Annotated in this window: 15 protein-coding genes and 1 tRNA gene; 6 read left to right on the top strand and 10 right to left on the bottom strand. The window is 62.5% G+C overall.

Annotated elements, in window-relative coordinates:
- Nucleotides 1–43: 43 nt before the first annotated feature.
- The 4 genes from ihfA to ACN0SC_RS16115 all read left to right on the top strand — a co-directional run bounded on the left by ihfA (nt 44) and on the right by ACN0SC_RS16115 (nt 2,964).
- A complete protein-coding gene (gene ihfA / locus ACN0SC_RS16130; protein ID WP_417250720.1) occupies nt 44–343 on the top strand; it encodes an integration host factor subunit alpha in 300 nt (99 codons plus the stop codon).
- A gap of 14 nt (nt 344–357) precedes the next feature.
- Nucleotides 358–1,602, top strand: a complete 1,245-nt coding sequence (locus ACN0SC_RS16125) for a MerR family transcriptional regulator (protein ID WP_417250719.1) — start codon at nt 358–360, stop codon at nt 1,600–1,602.
- Nucleotides 1,603–1,690: 88 nt separating this feature from the next.
- Nucleotides 1,691–1,767, top strand: a tRNA-Pro gene (locus tag ACN0SC_RS16120).
- Between the two features lie 123 nt (nt 1,768–1,890).
- Nucleotides 1,891–2,964, top strand: coding sequence for a 2'-deoxycytidine 5'-triphosphate deaminase (locus tag ACN0SC_RS16115; protein WP_417250718.1), 1,074 nt, complete (start codon nt 1,891–1,893; stop codon nt 2,962–2,964).
- 19 nt (nt 2,965–2,983) lie between these two features.
- On the opposite strand, the gene ACN0SC_RS16110 is transcribed toward ACN0SC_RS16115, so the two are convergent.
- From ACN0SC_RS16110 to ACN0SC_RS16065, 10 genes are all read right to left on the bottom strand, one after another.
- A complete protein-coding gene (locus ACN0SC_RS16110) occupies nt 2,984–4,438 on the bottom strand; it encodes a GGDEF domain-containing protein (RefSeq protein WP_417250717.1) in 1,455 nt (484 codons plus the stop codon).
- Between the two features lie 266 nt (nt 4,439–4,704).
- On the bottom strand, nt 4,705–4,926 hold the full coding sequence (locus ACN0SC_RS16105; RefSeq protein ID WP_417250716.1) for a hypothetical protein: 222 nt from the start codon (nt 4,924–4,926) through the stop codon (nt 4,705–4,707).
- Nucleotides 4,927–5,058: 132 nt separating this feature from the next.
- The gene (gene scpB / locus ACN0SC_RS16100) at nt 5,059–5,745 is read right to left on the bottom strand and encodes an SMC-Scp complex subunit ScpB (protein WP_417250715.1); all 687 of its coding nucleotides are present in this window, start codon (nt 5,743–5,745) and stop codon (nt 5,059–5,061) included.
- The gene (locus ACN0SC_RS16095) at nt 5,742–6,536 is read right to left on the bottom strand and encodes a segregation and condensation protein A (protein WP_417250714.1); all 795 of its coding nucleotides are present in this window, start codon (nt 6,534–6,536) and stop codon (nt 5,742–5,744) included. The genes scpB and ACN0SC_RS16095 overlap by 4 nt, the downstream gene beginning before the upstream one ends.
- A 21-nt stretch (nt 6,537–6,557) precedes the next feature.
- A complete protein-coding gene (locus ACN0SC_RS16090; protein ID WP_417250713.1) occupies nt 6,558–7,559 on the bottom strand; it encodes a glycoside hydrolase family 3 N-terminal domain-containing protein in 1,002 nt (333 codons plus the stop codon).
- A gap of 8 nt (nt 7,560–7,567) precedes the next feature.
- Nucleotides 7,568–8,827: an SPOR domain-containing protein gene (locus ACN0SC_RS16085; protein ID WP_417250712.1), complete on the bottom strand. Its 1,260-nt coding sequence runs from the start codon at nt 8,825–8,827 to the stop codon at nt 7,568–7,570.
- Nucleotides 8,828–9,016: 189 nt separating this feature from the next.
- The gene (gene argS / locus ACN0SC_RS16080; protein ID WP_417250711.1) at nt 9,017–10,735 is read right to left on the bottom strand and encodes an arginine--tRNA ligase; all 1,719 of its coding nucleotides are present in this window, start codon (nt 10,733–10,735) and stop codon (nt 9,017–9,019) included.
- A gap of 97 nt (nt 10,736–10,832) precedes the next feature.
- Entirely contained in the window at nt 10,833–12,824 is a 1,992-nt protein-coding gene (locus ACN0SC_RS16075) for a cation:proton antiporter (protein ID WP_417250710.1), read from the bottom strand.
- A 54-nt stretch (nt 12,825–12,878) separates the two neighbouring features.
- A complete protein-coding gene (locus ACN0SC_RS16070) occupies nt 12,879–13,838 on the bottom strand; it encodes an aldo/keto reductase (RefSeq protein ID WP_417250709.1) in 960 nt (319 codons plus the stop codon).
- Nucleotides 13,839–13,885: 47 nt separating this feature from the next.
- Complete coding sequence (locus tag ACN0SC_RS16065) at nt 13,886–15,073, bottom strand: deoxyguanosinetriphosphate triphosphohydrolase (RefSeq protein ID WP_417250762.1); 1,188 nt, start codon at nt 15,071–15,073, stop codon at nt 13,886–13,888.
- A 195-nt stretch (nt 15,074–15,268) separates the two neighbouring features.
- Here ACN0SC_RS16065 and ACN0SC_RS16060 point away from each other — a divergent pair, with 195 nt between their 5' ends.
- Nucleotides 15,269–15,601: a HesB/IscA family protein gene (locus ACN0SC_RS16060; protein ID WP_417250708.1), complete on the top strand. Its 333-nt coding sequence runs from the start codon at nt 15,269–15,271 to the stop codon at nt 15,599–15,601.
- Between the two features lie 55 nt (nt 15,602–15,656).
- Nucleotides 15,657–16,853 (top strand): NAD(P)/FAD-dependent oxidoreductase, encoded by a 1,197-nt coding sequence (locus ACN0SC_RS16055; protein WP_417250707.1) that lies wholly within the window; start codon nt 15,657–15,659, stop codon nt 16,851–16,853.
- The last annotated feature ends 36 nt before the right edge of the window (nt 16,854–16,889 follow it).

Below are 16,889 nucleotides of genomic sequence, written 5' to 3'. Positions count from 1 at the left end.
GCCCGACCTGCCACTCTCACCACAAACCTAACAGGGGGACGCAATGAGTAAGACTTTGACGCGCATGGATCTCAGCGAAGCAGTGTTTCGTGAGGTCGGTCTGAGCCGAAATGAATCCGCCCAGCTTGTCGAATCGGTGCTGGCCCATATTTCCGATGCGATCGTTCAGGGCGAGACTGTGAAAATCTCTTCGTTCGGTACATTCTCTGTGCGCTCCAAATCCGCGCGCGTGGGCCGCAACCCCAAGACAGGCGACGAGGCCCCGATCCCCGCACGCCGCGTACTCACCTTCCGTCCTTCGCATTTGATGAAAGACCGCGTTGCCGCTGGCAACAAAAGCTAAGGCTCTGAATTATCATGCAAAAGTCTCCCGACGCCTTTCGCACGATTAGCGAGGTTGCGGACTGGCTGGACACGCCCGCCCATGTCCTGCGGTTCTGGGAGAGCCGTTTCACACAGATCAAACCGATCAAACGCGCGGGCGGGCGGCGATACTATCGCCCTGCCGACATGGCGCTTTTGGGCGGAATCAAGAAACTGCTGCACGAGGATGGCCTGACCATCCGCGGGGTGCAGAAACTGCTGCGCGAACACGGCGTCAAATACGTGGCGGCTATGTCCCCCGATATCGACGGTTACACACCCGAAGGCACCGATAGCGCAGCCGAATCTCCCGTGCCGCCCGCTCCCATGGCCGAGGATGTGCCCCAAGCACAGGACCTGCCGCAAAGCGAAGCGCCCAAGGTTCTGCCCTTTGCGCGCACGCCGACGGACACGAAAGAGACTGCGCCCGCTCAAGCCGCGCCACAAGGTACCGCCGAAAGCATCACACCTACGCCCGCCGTCGCGCAGGACGAGGCAGCAAAGGTCACGACAGACGCACCTCTCTCCGCGCCAGCGCCATCCGAGCCGCTTGAAACGTCTGACACCTCGACGGAAGAGCCCAGTGATGCGCAGGCAACAGATGACACGAAGGCTGGTGACAACATGACCGAGGACATGGGGAACCAACCGTCCTTCGCCTTTGACCTGCCCGATGAGGCACCACAGGAGCGCACGCCCGCCGCGGCCCCGCTGGCAGAGGAAAAAAGGGCTGCGCCTGTCGCGAGCGAGGCCGCTCCCGCGACGCCCGAATCCGACGAGACCGAGCCCGCGGAAGTTGAGGCCGCCGAGCCAGTGTCGACTGATTCTACGCAAGCCGATCCAGAGACAGCCGAACCCTTGGCCGCAATTTCCAATATCCTGCGTCGCGCCGATCCAACGCATGTCGAAGAGCCCGCATCGCTCCTCACCAAAGACACGGCAGAGGGCACGCCCGCACCGCTCGATCTTGGCGCTCCGAGCGATACGGCGGCTCCTCAAGACGCCGACACACCCGAAGCCACATCCGAAGAGCCGCCTGCCGCTGCGCCGACCGAGCCTCCCCTGCCCGCCGACGGACCCAGCATTCAGGCTTCGGACGACCAAGACCCGAGCAACGATGCATTGCCGCCCGATTGCGCCCCCGTCCTGCGCAGCCGCGATGCCCTGCGCGCCGCTGATCCCGCCGCGCTGGCCGCCGTGCTTGCCCGCGCCGAAGCCCTGCGCACCACCCTCGGCTAGCCGCAAAACCGCAAAACAACGCAAGAGCGAAAAAACCGAAATTTCCTGCTTGCCCCCCGCATCAAAATCATTATGTAGGGCTGCACGTCGGGCTATAGCGCAGTCTGGTAGCGCGTCCGTCTGGGGGACGGAAGGTCGCAGGTTCAAGTCCTGCTAGCCCGACCACTAAACCCCACAAAATCGCTCGTAAGCCTCTAGGCCTGCGGGCGATTTTGCGTTACTCCCGATGAAAACCACCCCCGCCTCCATCTCCACACGGGCGGGAGGCGCGCCAAGGAGGGGGATGACATGGGTGTTCTTGCCGATAGTGCAATTCGCGAGATGATTGAAAGCGGGGCGATTTCAGCCACGCCCGCCGTTGCTGATGCGCAAATCCAACCTGCCTCGCTCGACCTGCGTCTGGGCACCCGCGCATGGCGCGTGCGCGCCTCCTTCCTCGCGGGTGACGGGCGCACTGTTGCCGAGCGGCTGCAGGAATTCGAGATGCACCAGATCGACCTCACCGACGGGGCCGTGCTGGAGAAGGGCTGCGTCTATGTCGTGCCGCTGATGGAGGGGCTCGACCTCCCCCACGACGTCCACGCGGTCGCCAACGCCAAAAGCTCGACAGGGCGGCTTGACCTGCTCACCCGCACGATCACCGATGGCGGCACCGAATTTGACCGCATTGGCGCGAGCTACAGTGGCCCGCTTTATGCCGAGATCTGCCCCCGCTCCTTCTCCGTCCTTGTGCGTCCAGGAATGCGCCTCAACCAGATCCGTTTCCGTAAGGGGCACGCGGTCCTCTCGGATGCCGACCTCAAGGCGCTTCATGCCAAGACGCCATTGGTCGATGGCACGGCGGTGATTGATCAGGGGCTTGGCTTTTCCGTCGACCTGCGCCCCGAGACGGGCGACCTCGTGGGCTTTCGCGCCAAACCCCACACAGGTGTGATCGACCTCGACCTGATCGGCCATTACGACCCGACCGAATATTGGGAACCGATCCATTCAAAAGACGGCCGCATCATCCTCGATCCGGGTGCTTTCTATATCCTTGTAAGCCGCGAGGCCGTGCATATCCCGCCCGATACAGCCGCCGAGATGGCCCCCTATCTGGCGATGGTCGGTGAATTCCGCGTGCATTACGCGGGTTTCTTCGACCCCGGTTTCGGCCATGCCAACGCGGGCGGCGAAGGCTCGCGAGGGGTGTTGGAAGTGCGCTGCCACGAGGCGCCCTTCGTGCTTGAACACGGGCAGATCGTCGGTCGCCTTGTCTATGAGACGATGGAGCATCCGCCTGAACGCCTCTATGGCGCAGGGCTGAAATCGAATTATCAGGGACAAGGTCTGAAACTGTCGAAGCACTTCAAGCCCGTCTGACCCCGCATCCGCGCCGCATTCAAACAGGCCGAGCAGCCGAAGTCATGTCGTGCGGGGCAATCAGCCTCTCCGCCTCATCCGCGTTTTCCTCGACACGGTTGCGCCCGTGTTCCTTGGCCGCATAGAGCGCAGTATCGGCCATCTGGATCGCTTGCTCCAGCGAATGCGCCCCATCTGAGGCGAACATCGACACGCCGAGCGACAGGGTGATCGGATGAACCTTATCGCCCTCTGTCCAGACCACGGAAGTCTCCACGGCTGTCCGTAGCGCCTCGGCAATCTTAACCGTCTGATGCAAATCCGCGCCAGGCAAGAGCAGCAGAAACTCCTCCCCGCCCCAACGAGCCAGAATGTCGGCCCCTCGCACATTGGCGCGCAGCACCTTGGCCACGTTACACAGCACCGCGTCGCCCGCCTCATGCCCCGCCGTATCATTGACGCGTTTGAAATGATCGATGTCGGCGAGAATGATACCAACGCCTTCGGGCGCTTCGCCACAGCGATCCCGATCCGACTGAACAAGGCTGCGCACTGCACGACGGTTGAGCAGCCCCGTCAGCGGATCAATCCGCGCCTGACGCTCCAACTCGCGTTCCAACATGCGCCGCGCATGATCGGTGCGTTCATAGCGTGGGCCCGTGATCAGCACGAACAGCACGAAGAACCAGACTGTTCCCGCCGTCAGCACCTCGGGCGCATGGGACGAGGTCGGGAAGAAAATACGTGTCACGGCACCGAGGATCAGCACCCCGACCGAGACAAACGCCAGTTGTCGACGCACGAAGTTGCCCCATTCTGACCCAGCGAAAATGTGCCTCAGGAAAGGCGCGCGAACAAAGACCAAAAGCTGCGTCAGGCCCAACAGGTTGATCACCACCGCCGTCGAAATGGCCACACCTCCCGCAGCCCCCGTGTTGTAGACATAGGCGATCAGGGAAATCGACGGGACGAAGGTGCCCATGAGCGTCAGGACATAGGCCACAAAGGACCACTGTTGACGCAAAAGTGCGCCCAGTGACAGGCAAACGAAAGACAGGCAGGTGCTGAGCGACATATAGACATCATCGGCCTGCTCCAGACCGAAGAGCTGCTCGGCAAAGCGTGACAGGGGCTCAGAGGGAAAAAATGCCATCTCGGCAATCCGCAGGAGCGGAACTGCCAGCGCGAAGCAAAAGAACATGCGCCGCACCCTGCTTTGTCGTTTGAACACCCCGCCGCCAAACAAGGCTATGGCGTAAAACAGGGCCGAAATGGCGGACAGGATGTGCGGGGCGTTACGGAATTCTTCAAAGACATAGAGCCAGTTGTTCGTCACCGCGGTCTCAAAATAGACGATGGTGAACATCAGGCAAAAGACTGTCAGAACGCGACGGATGCCGATGGCATAGAGCACGGGCGTGAAGTCACCCGTGGCCCCTGTCGGCGCGACCTTCCGTGTGCGTTGGAACGCTTTGGGCAATAATGTGAGAGCCATTTCGCGCTCCCTTTTTCTCTGCACCCCCATCACGCGCAGAGCGAAGACGCCCGCGAGAGAGTCAGTTGACGTAACGGAACGCAGTCATCTGCCACAGAAGTTAACAAAAGGTTAACAAATTCGGATGGCGGAAAATGTAACGTTACGTCCTGCCGCAAAAGGCAGGAATCCGCCGAAAACACAGGGCGAAAACCCGCACAGTCACGGTCAGCGCACGAAACGCGCAAAGCCTACTATCGCTGAAGTCGTTAGCGCTCACTGGCGCGTTAGAACTTGCCCATGCGTCGCGCCATACGTGCCGCGCGACGGGCTTTCTTCGCGGCGCCAGCACTAGCCACCTGCGGACTTTGCGCCCCGCCGCTGCTCGCGCTTTGCGCCGCTCCGTTGCCGCGTTTCGACATCGCATTCACCCCCGATGAAATACCCTTGTTCACCGCACGTCGCATCACGCGCCGCAAGATCATCGAGATCAGTCGGTTCATATCCATCGCGTGTCCCCTTCACAGGCTCGTTGCGTCACATGCCCTCGGTGGGGCGGGCTACATCTCACCCTATCAAAATGGCGATGTCATGGCGAGGGCCCTCCGCAAACGTGATACCGTGCGCGGAAGGCGTGATGATCAGCTTTCATCCTCGAAGAGATCGTCCTGATCCTCGTCATCCTCATCGCTCCCCGCCCCCAGATCGGGCGCAGGACGGCTTTCGAGAAGACCTGCAGCACGCAACTCCTTAAGCCCCGGCAAATCGCGAGCGCTTTCCAACCCGAAGTGGTCGAGGAATCCAGGTGTCACCACGTAGGTCACGGGGCGGCCCGGCGACATCCGACGACGCCCGAACCTGATCCACTCCATTTCAAGAAGCTGGTCGATGGTGCCGCGCGAGACCGACACGCCACGGATTTCCTCGATCTCGGCGCGGGTGCAGGGCTGGTGGTAAGCAATGATGGCCAGTGTCTCGATCGCAGCGCGCGAGAGTTTGCGGGTCTCGACGGTTTCCTTCTGCATCAGGAAGCCAAGGTCGGGTGCGGTGCGGATGGCATAGGCCTCCCCCACTCGCGTCACGCGCACCCCGCGCCCCTCGTAGCGCTTCTGGAGTTGTTCAACAGCAACCTTGGCATCGCACCCATGCGGCATCCGCCCGTTCATCTCCGCGATGGAGACGGGATCGGCGGAAGCAAAGAGGATGGCCTCCACCATGCGTTCCTGCTCGGCCAGCGGCGGCGCTTCGAAAAGGCTTTCCTCGCCGTGGGAGGCGGGTTCCTGCGATTGCGGTGCGTCAATCTTTGCTGCGTCGGTGCTCTCGGTCATGTCTGCCCCTTGGCGCGAATTTCGATGGGGGCGAAGGTGCCGCCCTGCCTCAGTTCCAATTTGCCCAGCTTCGCCAGTTCCAGCGAGGCCGCGAAGGTTGCGGCGGTGGCTGAGCGTCGGCGTTTGGGGTCAAGTTGCCAGCCTTCGGGCAGATAGCTCGTCAGGTCGGCCCATTCGCCGCCGAACCCTAGCATCCCCCGCATCCGCTCCAATGCCTGCTCCATCGTCAGGATGCTCTCGCGATCCATCACGAAGGGGCGGAATTCGTCCTTGGTTCGGATGCGCGCATAGCCCTGCATCAGATCAAGGAGTGTCGCGGTATATGTTACATTGCGCACCCGCTCGACGGTTTCAGGAATGCCGCGCACAAAGAAATCACGCCCCTTCTGGTCACGCGCCATCAGCCGCGCGGCCGATTTGCGCATGGCCTCCAGCCGTTCCAGTTGGAAGGCCAGATGCGCGGCCAGTTCCTCGCCCGACGGTCCCTCGTCGGCGGGATCGGGCGGCAGGAGCAGACGCGATTTGAGGAAGGCGAGCCATGCGGCCATCACGAGGTAATCGGCAGCGAGTTCGATCCGCAACTCGGAGGCCTTCTCGATGAAGGCAAGGTATTGCAAAGACAGCTGCAGAACGGAGATCTGGCGCAGGTCCACCTTCTGCGTGCGCGACAGTTGCAGGAGCAGATCAAGCGGCCCCTCGAAACCGTCCACATCCACGATCAAGGCCTCGGCCGCAAGCCGTTCCTCGACGCTCAGGCCGGTGTCGATTGTGAACTCGTCCTCATCGGCCATGAAAGCCTTTTGCCCCGTCCGTCACCCTGTCAGGCTTCGAAATTCGGCGTCTATCTCGCGGATGTCAATGGGCTCGTAGGTCGGGCGAGCATCGGCGGCGGCATTGGCGCGGGTCTGTGCCGCCTCTCCAAGCGCACCAAGGGCGGCGAGCGCCTCCATCTCGGCCATGTCACCGTTGCAATGGAGCGCAAGATCGCAGCCCGCCGCAATGGCCCGCTGCGCGCGTTCCACCACCGTGCCCGAAAGCGCTTCCATAGAGACATCATCGGTCATCAGAAGCCCGCCGAAACCGATTTCCTCACGGATAAGCGCGATGGCCTTTTCGCTATGGGTGGCAGGCACTTCAGGCTCAATCGCGTCGATCACGATATGCGCACTCATCGCCATGGGCAGGTCATTGAGCGCCTTGAAGGGGGCGAAGTCGGTCTGCAATTCTTCCAGATCGGCGGTGACACGCGGCAGGCCCAAGTGGCTGTCCACCGTGCCGCGCCCGTGCCCAGGCAGGTGCTTCATCACCGCCGCCACGCCACCAGCGGCCATGCCCTCGACAAGCGCCTGCCCCATGGCGGCAACCAGATCGGGACTGTCGGAGAAACAACGGTTGCGCAGGAAGGGATGAGTATCAGGCCGCGCCACATCCAGTGTCGGCGCGCAGTTCACGTCGATGCAAACGTCGTGCAGGTCTTCGGCAATCAACCGGCCGCGCAGCCACATCGCGCGCAAGGCCCCCTCCTCGCCGTGGCGTTCAAGGGTCAGATCAACCTGCTCCATAGGCGGCAGAAACTCGCGCCAGTCAGGCTCGCGCATCCGCTGGACCCGCCCGCCCTCTTGGTCGATGAGGATCGGCGCCTCACGGCCCACAGCCTCGCGCAATTCGTTGGTCAGACGGTAAAGAAGATCAGGTGTATCGACATTGCGCGCAAACAGGATGAAGCCCCAAGGGTCGGCCTCACGAAAGAACCTCGCTTCACGCGGCTCAAGCCGCGCGCCCGCACAGCCGAAGATAAACGCTCCCTGTCCCATCGTGCGCCTTATTCGACAACCACGGGGACGCAGGAGGCATTCATCGCGTCAAGCGCGGCACAGAAACGGTTGCTGTCTTCTATGCCATCGAACCCCACAGCGCGCAGGCGGTAGAAGGTTTTGCCCCCCGCGCTGGCTTCAACGATCATACGCTGCTTGCCCTCCATGAAATCGGAGAACTGATCGACCAGACTGTCCCATTTCAACCGCGCGGCCTCCTGTTGGGCGAAGGCACCGAGCTGCACCACGGCGGTGCCTGCGGGCACGGCGGCAACGTCGACTTCACCGACTACCCCCACGGCTGCAAGAATATCTCCCGCAACGCCGTTAAGCGATGCACCGCCATCAGCCGAGGCCAGTTTGATGGCGCGCGCGGGGCGCGGTGTTGGGAAAGGCGAGATGAAGGCAGCGGGCATGGTCTCGATCGCGTCTGCCTCAGTGGCGGCGAGTTCCTGCATGGCGTCTACGTCAGGATTGACGGGAGCCGATGTCGGCTCGACCTGCGTCAGCTCTTCCGCGTAAGGGTTTGTATTTTCGGCATCTTCCACAGCGGTCAACGTTGCGGGTGCAATCGTGCCCATAGGCAGATCCTCATCCGTCAAGCCGATCTGACGCGGGGCAAGTGTGAGGCTGTCGGCGGGAGCTGCGGCGGAGCCGTCAGCGGTCACAGTGTTCACCGCGAGCCCTTGATGCACAGCCAGTTGTCCGCCCGGATCGTCGGGGATTACCCGCGCCTCGCCCTCAAGCGCGCGGATCACAGGAACGCCCGACACATCACGCACCATCTGCTTGTAGCCCCAAACGCCAATCATCACGATTAACGCCAAAGAAACCGTCGCCCCCGCCCATTGCGCAAAGCCAAGGCGGGGCATACCGCTCATATCCCGATCGTCAGTGGCAAGAGCGTCATCGCCGGCGAAACCGTCGTTATACCCGTCATGCCCGTTGTCATATCCCTGAGCATACTGACCCGCCGCACCATAACCCTGCGGCGCGAAACCTTGCAGGGCGGCATAGTGAGAAGCCTGCGCTTGTGTAGGCTGGGCATGATAGCCGGGCGCTTGCGGAGCGGCTTGCTGCTGATAGCCACCCTGCGGGGCTGCCTGCGCCGCCGTGTGCGACATATGCGCGACAGGTTGCGCGGGAATGTGAGGATGTCCGCCGCCTTGCTGCGCGCCATAACCGGCACCAGCCTGCGCATAGCCTCCATCGCGGGAGGTCGGAACATGAGGGGCACTGCGCCCGTGTGGATCTATATAGTCCTGCATCTTAACGCGCCTCAACGTCTATGGATCGACTGGACCCGCGCCACGACAATCGCCGCAGGCAAATCCGCCAACCTCGTCCCGCCTTTATTTTCAGCGGGTTATGAACTGCTCTTAATGCAACATGTGAAGTTGGCACTTTACGCTCGCCTCACATGCCCCATCAAAACCCTCTGCAAACGTGCGCTTTTATCAGCGCATCTCTTCCGCAGGGGTCACACCCAGAATACCCAAACCTTGCGAAATAACAACGGCCACGGCGCGCGGCAGGGCAATTTTCGCCGCCGACGCCGCCGCGTCATCTTGCAGGAAGCGCAAGGAAACATTGTCGTTGCCCTTGTTCCACAGCGCGTGGAATTCGGAGGCAAGGTCATAGAGGTAGAAGGCAATGCGGTGCGGCTCGTGCGCCTTGGCCGCGATCTCGACCTGACGCGGCCAGTCGGCAATCTTCTTGGCCACGGCCAGTTCGGCGGCATCTTCGATCACGGGGATATCGGTGAGCGCAATCCCCTGCTCTTGCGCCTTACGCAGCACCGAACGCACCCGAGCGTGCGCGTATTGCACGTAGAACACTGGGTTGTCTTTAGACTGCTCCAGCACCTTGTCGAAATCGAAATCGAGCGGCGCGTCGTTCTTGCGGGTGAGCATGATGAAACGGGTCACATCCTTGCCCGCCTGGTCGACCACATCGTTGAGCGTCACAAAGGTGCCCGCACGTTTGGACATCTTGAACGGCTCGCCATTGCGGTAGAGCTTCACCAGTTGCACCAGCTTGATGTCACAGGGCACCTTGCCATCGGAGAGCGCGGAAACCGCCGCTTTCATCCGCTTGACGTAGCCGCCGTGGTCGGCGCCGAAAATGTCGATGATCTCGTCAAAGCCGCGTTTCACCTTGTCATAGTGATAGGCGATGTCGGGGGCGAAATAGGTCCATGCGCCGTCCGATTTCTGGATCGGGCGGTCCACATCGTCGCCGTGGGCGGTGGAGCGGAAAAGGGTCTGCTCGCGCGGCTCCCAGTCCTCCAGCATCTTGCCTTTGGGCGGCTCCAAAGTGCCACGATAGATCAACCCCTTCTCACGCAGCTCCTCAATGGCGCTTTCGATCAGCCCCGTGTCATAGAGCGACTTTTCGGAGAAGAAATGGTCCATCTCGACGCCGAGCATTTTCAGGTCGGCACGGATCATGTCCATCATCGCATTGGTCGCAAAGACGCGCAGATCGGCGAGCCATTCCTCTTCGGGACGGTCAACGAGGCTGTCGCCGTATTTCTCCTTGAGCGCCGCGCCCACGGGCACGAGGTAGTCACCTGGATAGGTGCCTTCGGGGAACTCGACCTCTTTGCCGTGCTGTTCGAGATAGCGCAGGTAAACGGAACGGGCGAGTACATCGACCTGAGCGCCACCGTCGTTGATGTAATACTCGCGCGTCACGTCATGGCCCGCATAGGCCAGAAGGCTGGCCAGCGCGTCACCAAAGACCGCGCCACGCGTGTGCCCCACGTGCATCGGACCCGTGGGGTTGGCGGAGACATATTCGACGTTGACCTTGCGCCCCTGCCCCAGATCGGAGCGACCATAGCCCTCGCTGCCCAGAACTGTCTCGATCAGACCGCCCCAGACCGCAGGATCAAGCCGCAGGTTGATGAACCCCGGCCCTGCCACATCGACACTTGCGACACGGGCATCCGCACCCAGCTTGGCCGCCAGAGCCTCGGCAATGGCGCGCGGGTTGGACTTGGCGGGCTTGGCCAGCACCATCGCGGCATTGGTCGCCATATCCCCGTGCAACGGATCACGCGGCGGCTCGACGGCCACATTGGCGTAGTCGAGGCCCTCGGGCAACGTGCCCTCGGAGACCAGTGCATCGAGACTGTCGAGCACCAGAGCGCGGATATCGGCGAACAGGTTCATAGTGTCATTCCTCAAACGTCTGGCCCCATCGGCGGGGCAAGGCGGGGTTTAACATGCGGGACGGTCACGTCAACGGGGCAGCGGCGAGATGGCACTCTCAGGGCAGCTTGCCCACAGGACGGGGACGGTCGGACTTCTGATCGCCATTGGCCTGCGCCTCAGCCTCCGTTCGCGGCGGGACGAGCGCCACGATACGCACCCCCGCGCCGACCTTGGCCTGCGCGGCGCTACGACGCGCTTCCGTGAGACGGGCCTTGAGCGCCTCGCGGGCTTTCTCGCGGCGGTCCTCTGGCATCTTGTCAATCGCCGCCTCCGCATAGGAGGGGAAGAGCGCATCCACCTCGTCGGGCGTCAGTCGCATCAACCCGCCATCATCGCCAAGGTAGCCCAACAGGATGCCGCCCTCGCGCGCCTCGGCCCAATCGTGCACGGTGTATTCCTCCGAAAGCCGCGTGATCGAGATCTTCCACCCCGCGATCATCAGGTCTTCCAACTCGCGGAATGTCTTGCCCGCACCGAAGGGACGCCCGCCCAATTGCGAGGGCAGCGCGTGTCGCGCCAACTCGCCACGGTGCCGCGCGATCTGCCACGTCTGGTCCCGCCCGAACTCGGGGGCAAGGTCGGTGGCCACAAGCGTGTTATAGGCGTCGTTCTCCGTGGCCGCGATGATGGTGCGATAGCTCAGTACCTCTAGCGAATGTTCGGCGGCCTCGGAGAGAACATCACCGAAAAAGACATCAAGCCCCGCCGACCGCGGCCGCACAAGACGCGCGTGGTTCGGATCAACGATGAGCACGGGCACGTCCGCCTTGGTCAGCGCCTCGCCAAGCGCGGTGGAGAACCGCGAGCCGCCCAGCACGAGGACACCTGGCGTGCCTGTCTGCGCAAGGCCAAGGAAACGGCCGAATGGCGCCAGCGAAAAGCCGTGGATCACCACCGTCACCGCCACCAGCAGGAAGGCCAGCGGACCAAGCACGGCCCCATCCACCACGCCCGCCGCCGCCAGACGCTCGCCAAAGAGCCCCGCAACAGCAACCAGCACGACACCGCGCGGCCCTGTGAAGGCGATCAAAATGCGTTCCTTGCTCGGAATATCCGTGCCCAGCAGCGACAAAAGCACCGTCAGCGGGCGCGCCACCAGCACCACGAGCGCCACGAAGAGACCCGCGCGCCAGTTGAGTTGACCCAGCGAGGCGAAATCAAGCGAGGCGGCCAGCAGGATGAACACCCCCGACACCAGCAGGATCGTCGCGTGTTCCTTGAAACGGCGCAACTCGACGAAGGACGGCAGATCGGAATTGGCAATCACCAGCCCCATGACTGTCACCGCGAGAAGTCCGCTTTCATGAAGCAGCATGTCGGGCATGGCGAAGGCCACGAGCATCACGACGAATAGCACGGGCACCTTCATGTATTCGGGCACCCATGCGTTGCGGAAGGCGCGCGCGACACCAAAGCCCGCCGCGATCCCGACCAGCGATGCTACAAGGACGCCTGCGACCAGCGCGCCGAGCGCTTCCGAAAGGCTCGCCGCATCGCGGTAGACCAACACAAATTCAAAAGCCAGCACCGCTGCAAGCGCCCCGATAGGGTCGTTCACGATAGCTTCCCATTGCAAGAGGTTGGCGGGGCGGCGACTGAGTTTGGCGGTGCGCAAAAGCGGCGCGATCACCGTTGGCCCCGTGACGACCATGATGCCGCCAAAGACCGCTGAGGCCTCCCAGCCAAGCCCCGCCCCCCAATGCAGCGTTGCCGCCGAGAGCGCCCAGCCCAAAGGCGCGCCGATCAAAACGAGGCGCTTCACCCCGTTGCGGGCATCGCCCAGCTTGCTCAGTTCCAGCGTCAGCCCGCCCTCGAAAAGGATCACGGCCACCGCCATGGAGATAAGCGGCTGCACAATCGGACCGATGTCGCGGGCAGGATCAAAAACGCCCAGCACAGGGCCCACAATCAGCCCCGCCACCAGCATCACCACGATCGCAGGCAGGCGCAGGCGCCACGCCACCCATTGCGCGCCCACACCGAGCGCGCCCACAAGAGCAAAGGCTTCCACGGGCGCCAGCCCCCCCGTCACCACTTCCGTTGCCATGTCACTCGCGCCTTTCGCTTGGGAAGATCATTCGTGATGTCCGTGCGCGGACGATCAGCCGTTTTTGTAGACGCGGTCAGCCTCGGGGTCGCTGGTCGCAGAACCGACCTCCCCAAGCGCCTCCCACAGATCATCAGGGATCCCGACCGCCGCCCAGTCAAGCGCTTGAGCAACGCGCTCAGGCTTGGTCACGCCCAGAAGCGTCGTTGTCACACGCGGGTCACGCATGGAGAATTGCAAGGCCACCGCGCCAACAGGCACACCAAAACGCGCGCAAATTGCTTCGATCTGGCGCACGGGGGCAAGTTTCTCCTCCCCGACTTCCTGATAGCTGATGCGCGGGAAGGCCTCGGCTCCCTTGGCCAGAACCCCGCCCGCAAAGGGCGCGGCATTAATCACGGCAATCTCCTGTTCGGCGGCATAGTCGAACATCGGCGCAGCGGAACGGTTGAGCAGCGTGAAACGGTTGTGCGAGATCAGCGCATCGAAGGGACGCGAGCGCAGCATAGGCTCCATAATGTCGAGCCGCCCCATGGCCAGCCCCACAGCCTTTGCACGGCCCTTCTCCTTCATCTCGAAGAGCGCGTCGAGCGCCCCGCCCTTCTCCTCGATCTCGCCCAGATCGCGGGCGTGTTCGGGGTCGTGCAGGAAGAGCAGCGGGATCTCATCGACGCCAAGCCGTTCACAGCTTTCTTCCAGCGAGGCCCATGCGCGTGCCGCGTCGAACCGCCCTGTGGCGTTGTCGCGATCAAGCTTTGTGGAGAGCGTGAACCCTTCGGGCAGGCCATCGGCCTTGATCACCGCGCCGACCCGCTGCTCGGAGCGTCCCTGACCGTAGTTGTTGGAAGTATCGATGAGCTGTGCAGGCCCGTCGAAAATCGCACGCACCGTGTCTTGCGCCCGTGCCTCATCCACCGAATACCCATAGGTGTCGGGCATATCGCCCAGCCCCGATGTGCCAAAGCCCAGCGGCGTCAGATACACCCCCGTCGCCCCGATCTCGCGCTTTTCCATCGCCGTTCTCCCATTTATTCTGTTCCCGCCCTCGAATGGAGCGGACCTCAGAGCGTGCGCGGCGTGCCGCACAGACGCTCGTATTCCTGAATGGCGAAACGGTCTGTCATCCCCGCCACATAATCAAGCACGATCCGCGCCAGTTCGGTATCATTGCGCGCTTCGGCCACTTCCTGCGTCCATTCCTCGGGTAGCAATTCGGGCCGTTCCATAAAGAGCGGAAATAGCGCGTTCACCATCGCTGTCACGCGTTTGCGTTCCTTCACCACCGTGGGCGCGCGATACATCCGCTTGAACAGGAAGCTCTTGATCGACTTGAGGTTCTGGAAGAAGGGTTTGGAAAAGCGGATGATCGTGCGATCCATGTCGCGGATATCCTGCGCCGTCTCAGGCTGCGCGCTTTCAAGGCGGTTGGTGGCGATGGCGATCACATCCTCGACCATATAGCCAAACACCCGCCTGAGCGCCTCATGGTCACGCCGCGAGGTCTCAAGGCTCGGATAGAGCGCATCCACCTCCGCATAGGCGCGGTCGGTGAGCGGCAACCCCATCAGATCCTCCGCCGTGAAAAGCCCCGCCCGCAACCCGTCGTGCAGGTCATGGTGGTTATAGGCCACGTCATCAGCAATCGCGGCGACCTGTGCCTCGGCACTGGCGAAGGTATGAAGTTCGAGATCGAACTGATCGTTCACCTCCTTGAGCGCATAGGAAAGCGGCGCGCCTTCGGGGTGCTTCTTGGGGTCGGCGTTCGGCCCGATGATCGGCCCGTTATGCTTGGCAATCCCCTCAAGGCTCTCCCACGTAAGGTTCAACCCGTCGAAATCGGCGTAGTGCTTTTCGAGCTTGGTGACGATGCGAAGCGCCTGCGCATTGTGGTCGAACCCGCCATAAGGCGCCATCAGCACCTCCAGCGCATCTTCCCCCGTATGGCCGAAAGGCGAATGACCAAGATCATGGGCCAGCGCAATCGCCTCCGCCAATCCCTCATTCAGCCCTAAAGCCCCCGCAATCGTGCGCGCCACCTGCGCCACCTCGATAGAATGGGTCAGCCGCGTGCGGTAGTAATCGCCCTCATGTTCGACGAAGACCTGCGTCTTGTGCTTGAGGCGGCGGAAGGCCGAAGAATGGATGATCCGGTCGCGGTCGCGCTGGAATGGCGAACGGAAGGTGGAGAGTTTTTCGTCATACAGCCGCCCGCGTGTTTCGAACGGCTGGCTCGCATAGGGTTTCAACAGCCCCGTCATGGCGTGTCCTCATCTGTCCCCGCAAACGGGGGTATCCCAATTCGCGCATCTTGTCGGCGCGTCTTGCTCCCCTTATATTCAACACGAAGCCGCGCCACAAACCGTTCTCCCGCAAAGACTTGACGGTTTCGGAACTGGCGCCACATCAACGGCACAACCACACCGCACCAACCAACGGATTTGCACATGTCTCTCGCCCTGCCCCCTTCCGTGACCGACCGCGCATTCGCCCGCCTCAAGGAGATCAAAGAGATCACAGGCGAGGACAAGGCGCTGCGCGTCGCTGTCGAGGGCGGCGGCTGTTCGGGTTTCCAGTATGACATCTCGCTCGACACCCCCGCCGAGGACGACATCCGCCTAGCCAAGGGCGACGAATTGGTCGTGGTCGATCCTGTTTCCCTGCCCTTCCTTGAGAACGCCGTGATCGACTTTACCGAAGAAGTGATCGGTGCACGGTTCGTCATCGACAACCCCAATGCCGAAGCCTCCTGCGGCTGCGGCACCTCGTTTTCGATGTAGGTTGATGTAGCGCGCGCCCCTTGCGCCCCTGCCCGTTTCACGGCACATCAGGCGCATGAGCGCACAACACACCCACTACGACACAATCATCCTCGGCGCAGGTGCGGCGGGGTTGTTCTGTGCCAAGTTCGCGGCGGCGCAAGGCGGCTCTGTTCTGGTCGTCGATCACGCCAAACGCCCCGCCGAAAAGGTGCGCATCTCGGGTGGCGGGCGCTGTAATTTCACCAACCTCTACGCGGGGCCTGAAAATTTCTTCAGCAGCAACAAGCACTTCGCCAAATCCGCACTGGCACGCTACACGCAATGGGATTTCATCGACCTGTTGGCCGATCACGGCATCACATGGCACGAGAAAACCCTCGGGCAACTGTTCTGCGATGATAAATCGCAGGCCATCGTGGACATGCTCTTACGCGAGGCACGCGGGGCGGAAATTGCGCTCCAGACCACCGTGGACGAGGTCGCTCATGACGGCACCGCGTTCCGCCTCACCCTGTCAGGCCGCAAAGTCACCGCCCGCCACCTCGTCGTGGCCACGGGCGGCAAATCCATCCCTAAAATGGGGGCAACGGGACTGGGCTACCAGATCGCGGAGGATTTCGGCCTACCTGTGACCGAAACCCGCCCCGCCCTCGTGCCGCTGACCTTCGCGCCGCAAGAACTCGACTGGATCGCACCGCTTGCAGGCACAGCCCTCCCCGCGCGTGTCAGCGCCAATGGCACCCGTTTCGACGAGGCGTTGCTCTTCACACACCGCGGGTTGTCGGGACCGTCAATCCTGCAAATCTCCTCTGTCTGGCGTGAGGGCGATCCGATCACGGTAGACCTTCTGCCCGAGGGAGATGCCTTCGCCGCGCTCAAAGAGGCACGTGGCGAGAACGGGCGCCGAGCACCCGCCACGGCACTGGCCACGATCCTGCCCGCCAAACTCGCCGCAACCATCGCAGAACGCGCCAACCTTGCGGGCAATCTCGCCGATCAGTCCGATGCCACCTTGCGCACTCTGGCAGACAGAATTCACGCCATGACGCTCAAACCCGTCGGCTCGGAGGGCTACCGCACCGCCGAAGTGACCCTTGGCGGCGTGGACACGGACGCACTTTCGTCCAAGACGATGGAAGCGAAAACCCTCCCCAACCTCTTCTTCATCGGAGAAGTGGTGGACGTGACGGGCTGGCTCGGCGGTTACAACTTCCAATGGGCGTGGGCCTCGGCGGCGGCAGCGGGCCGCGAGATCGCCACACGCGGCTGATCCGCCCTTCCCTCCCGCCCGCGCCCTGCGTATGGT

The organism is Celeribacter sp., assembly GCF_048261515.1.
Classification (GTDB): domain Bacteria; phylum Pseudomonadota; class Alphaproteobacteria; order Rhodobacterales; family Rhodobacteraceae; genus Celeribacter.
Note: the sequence above shows the minus strand (reverse complement) of the source record. Positions and strands in the feature narration are given on the sequence as shown.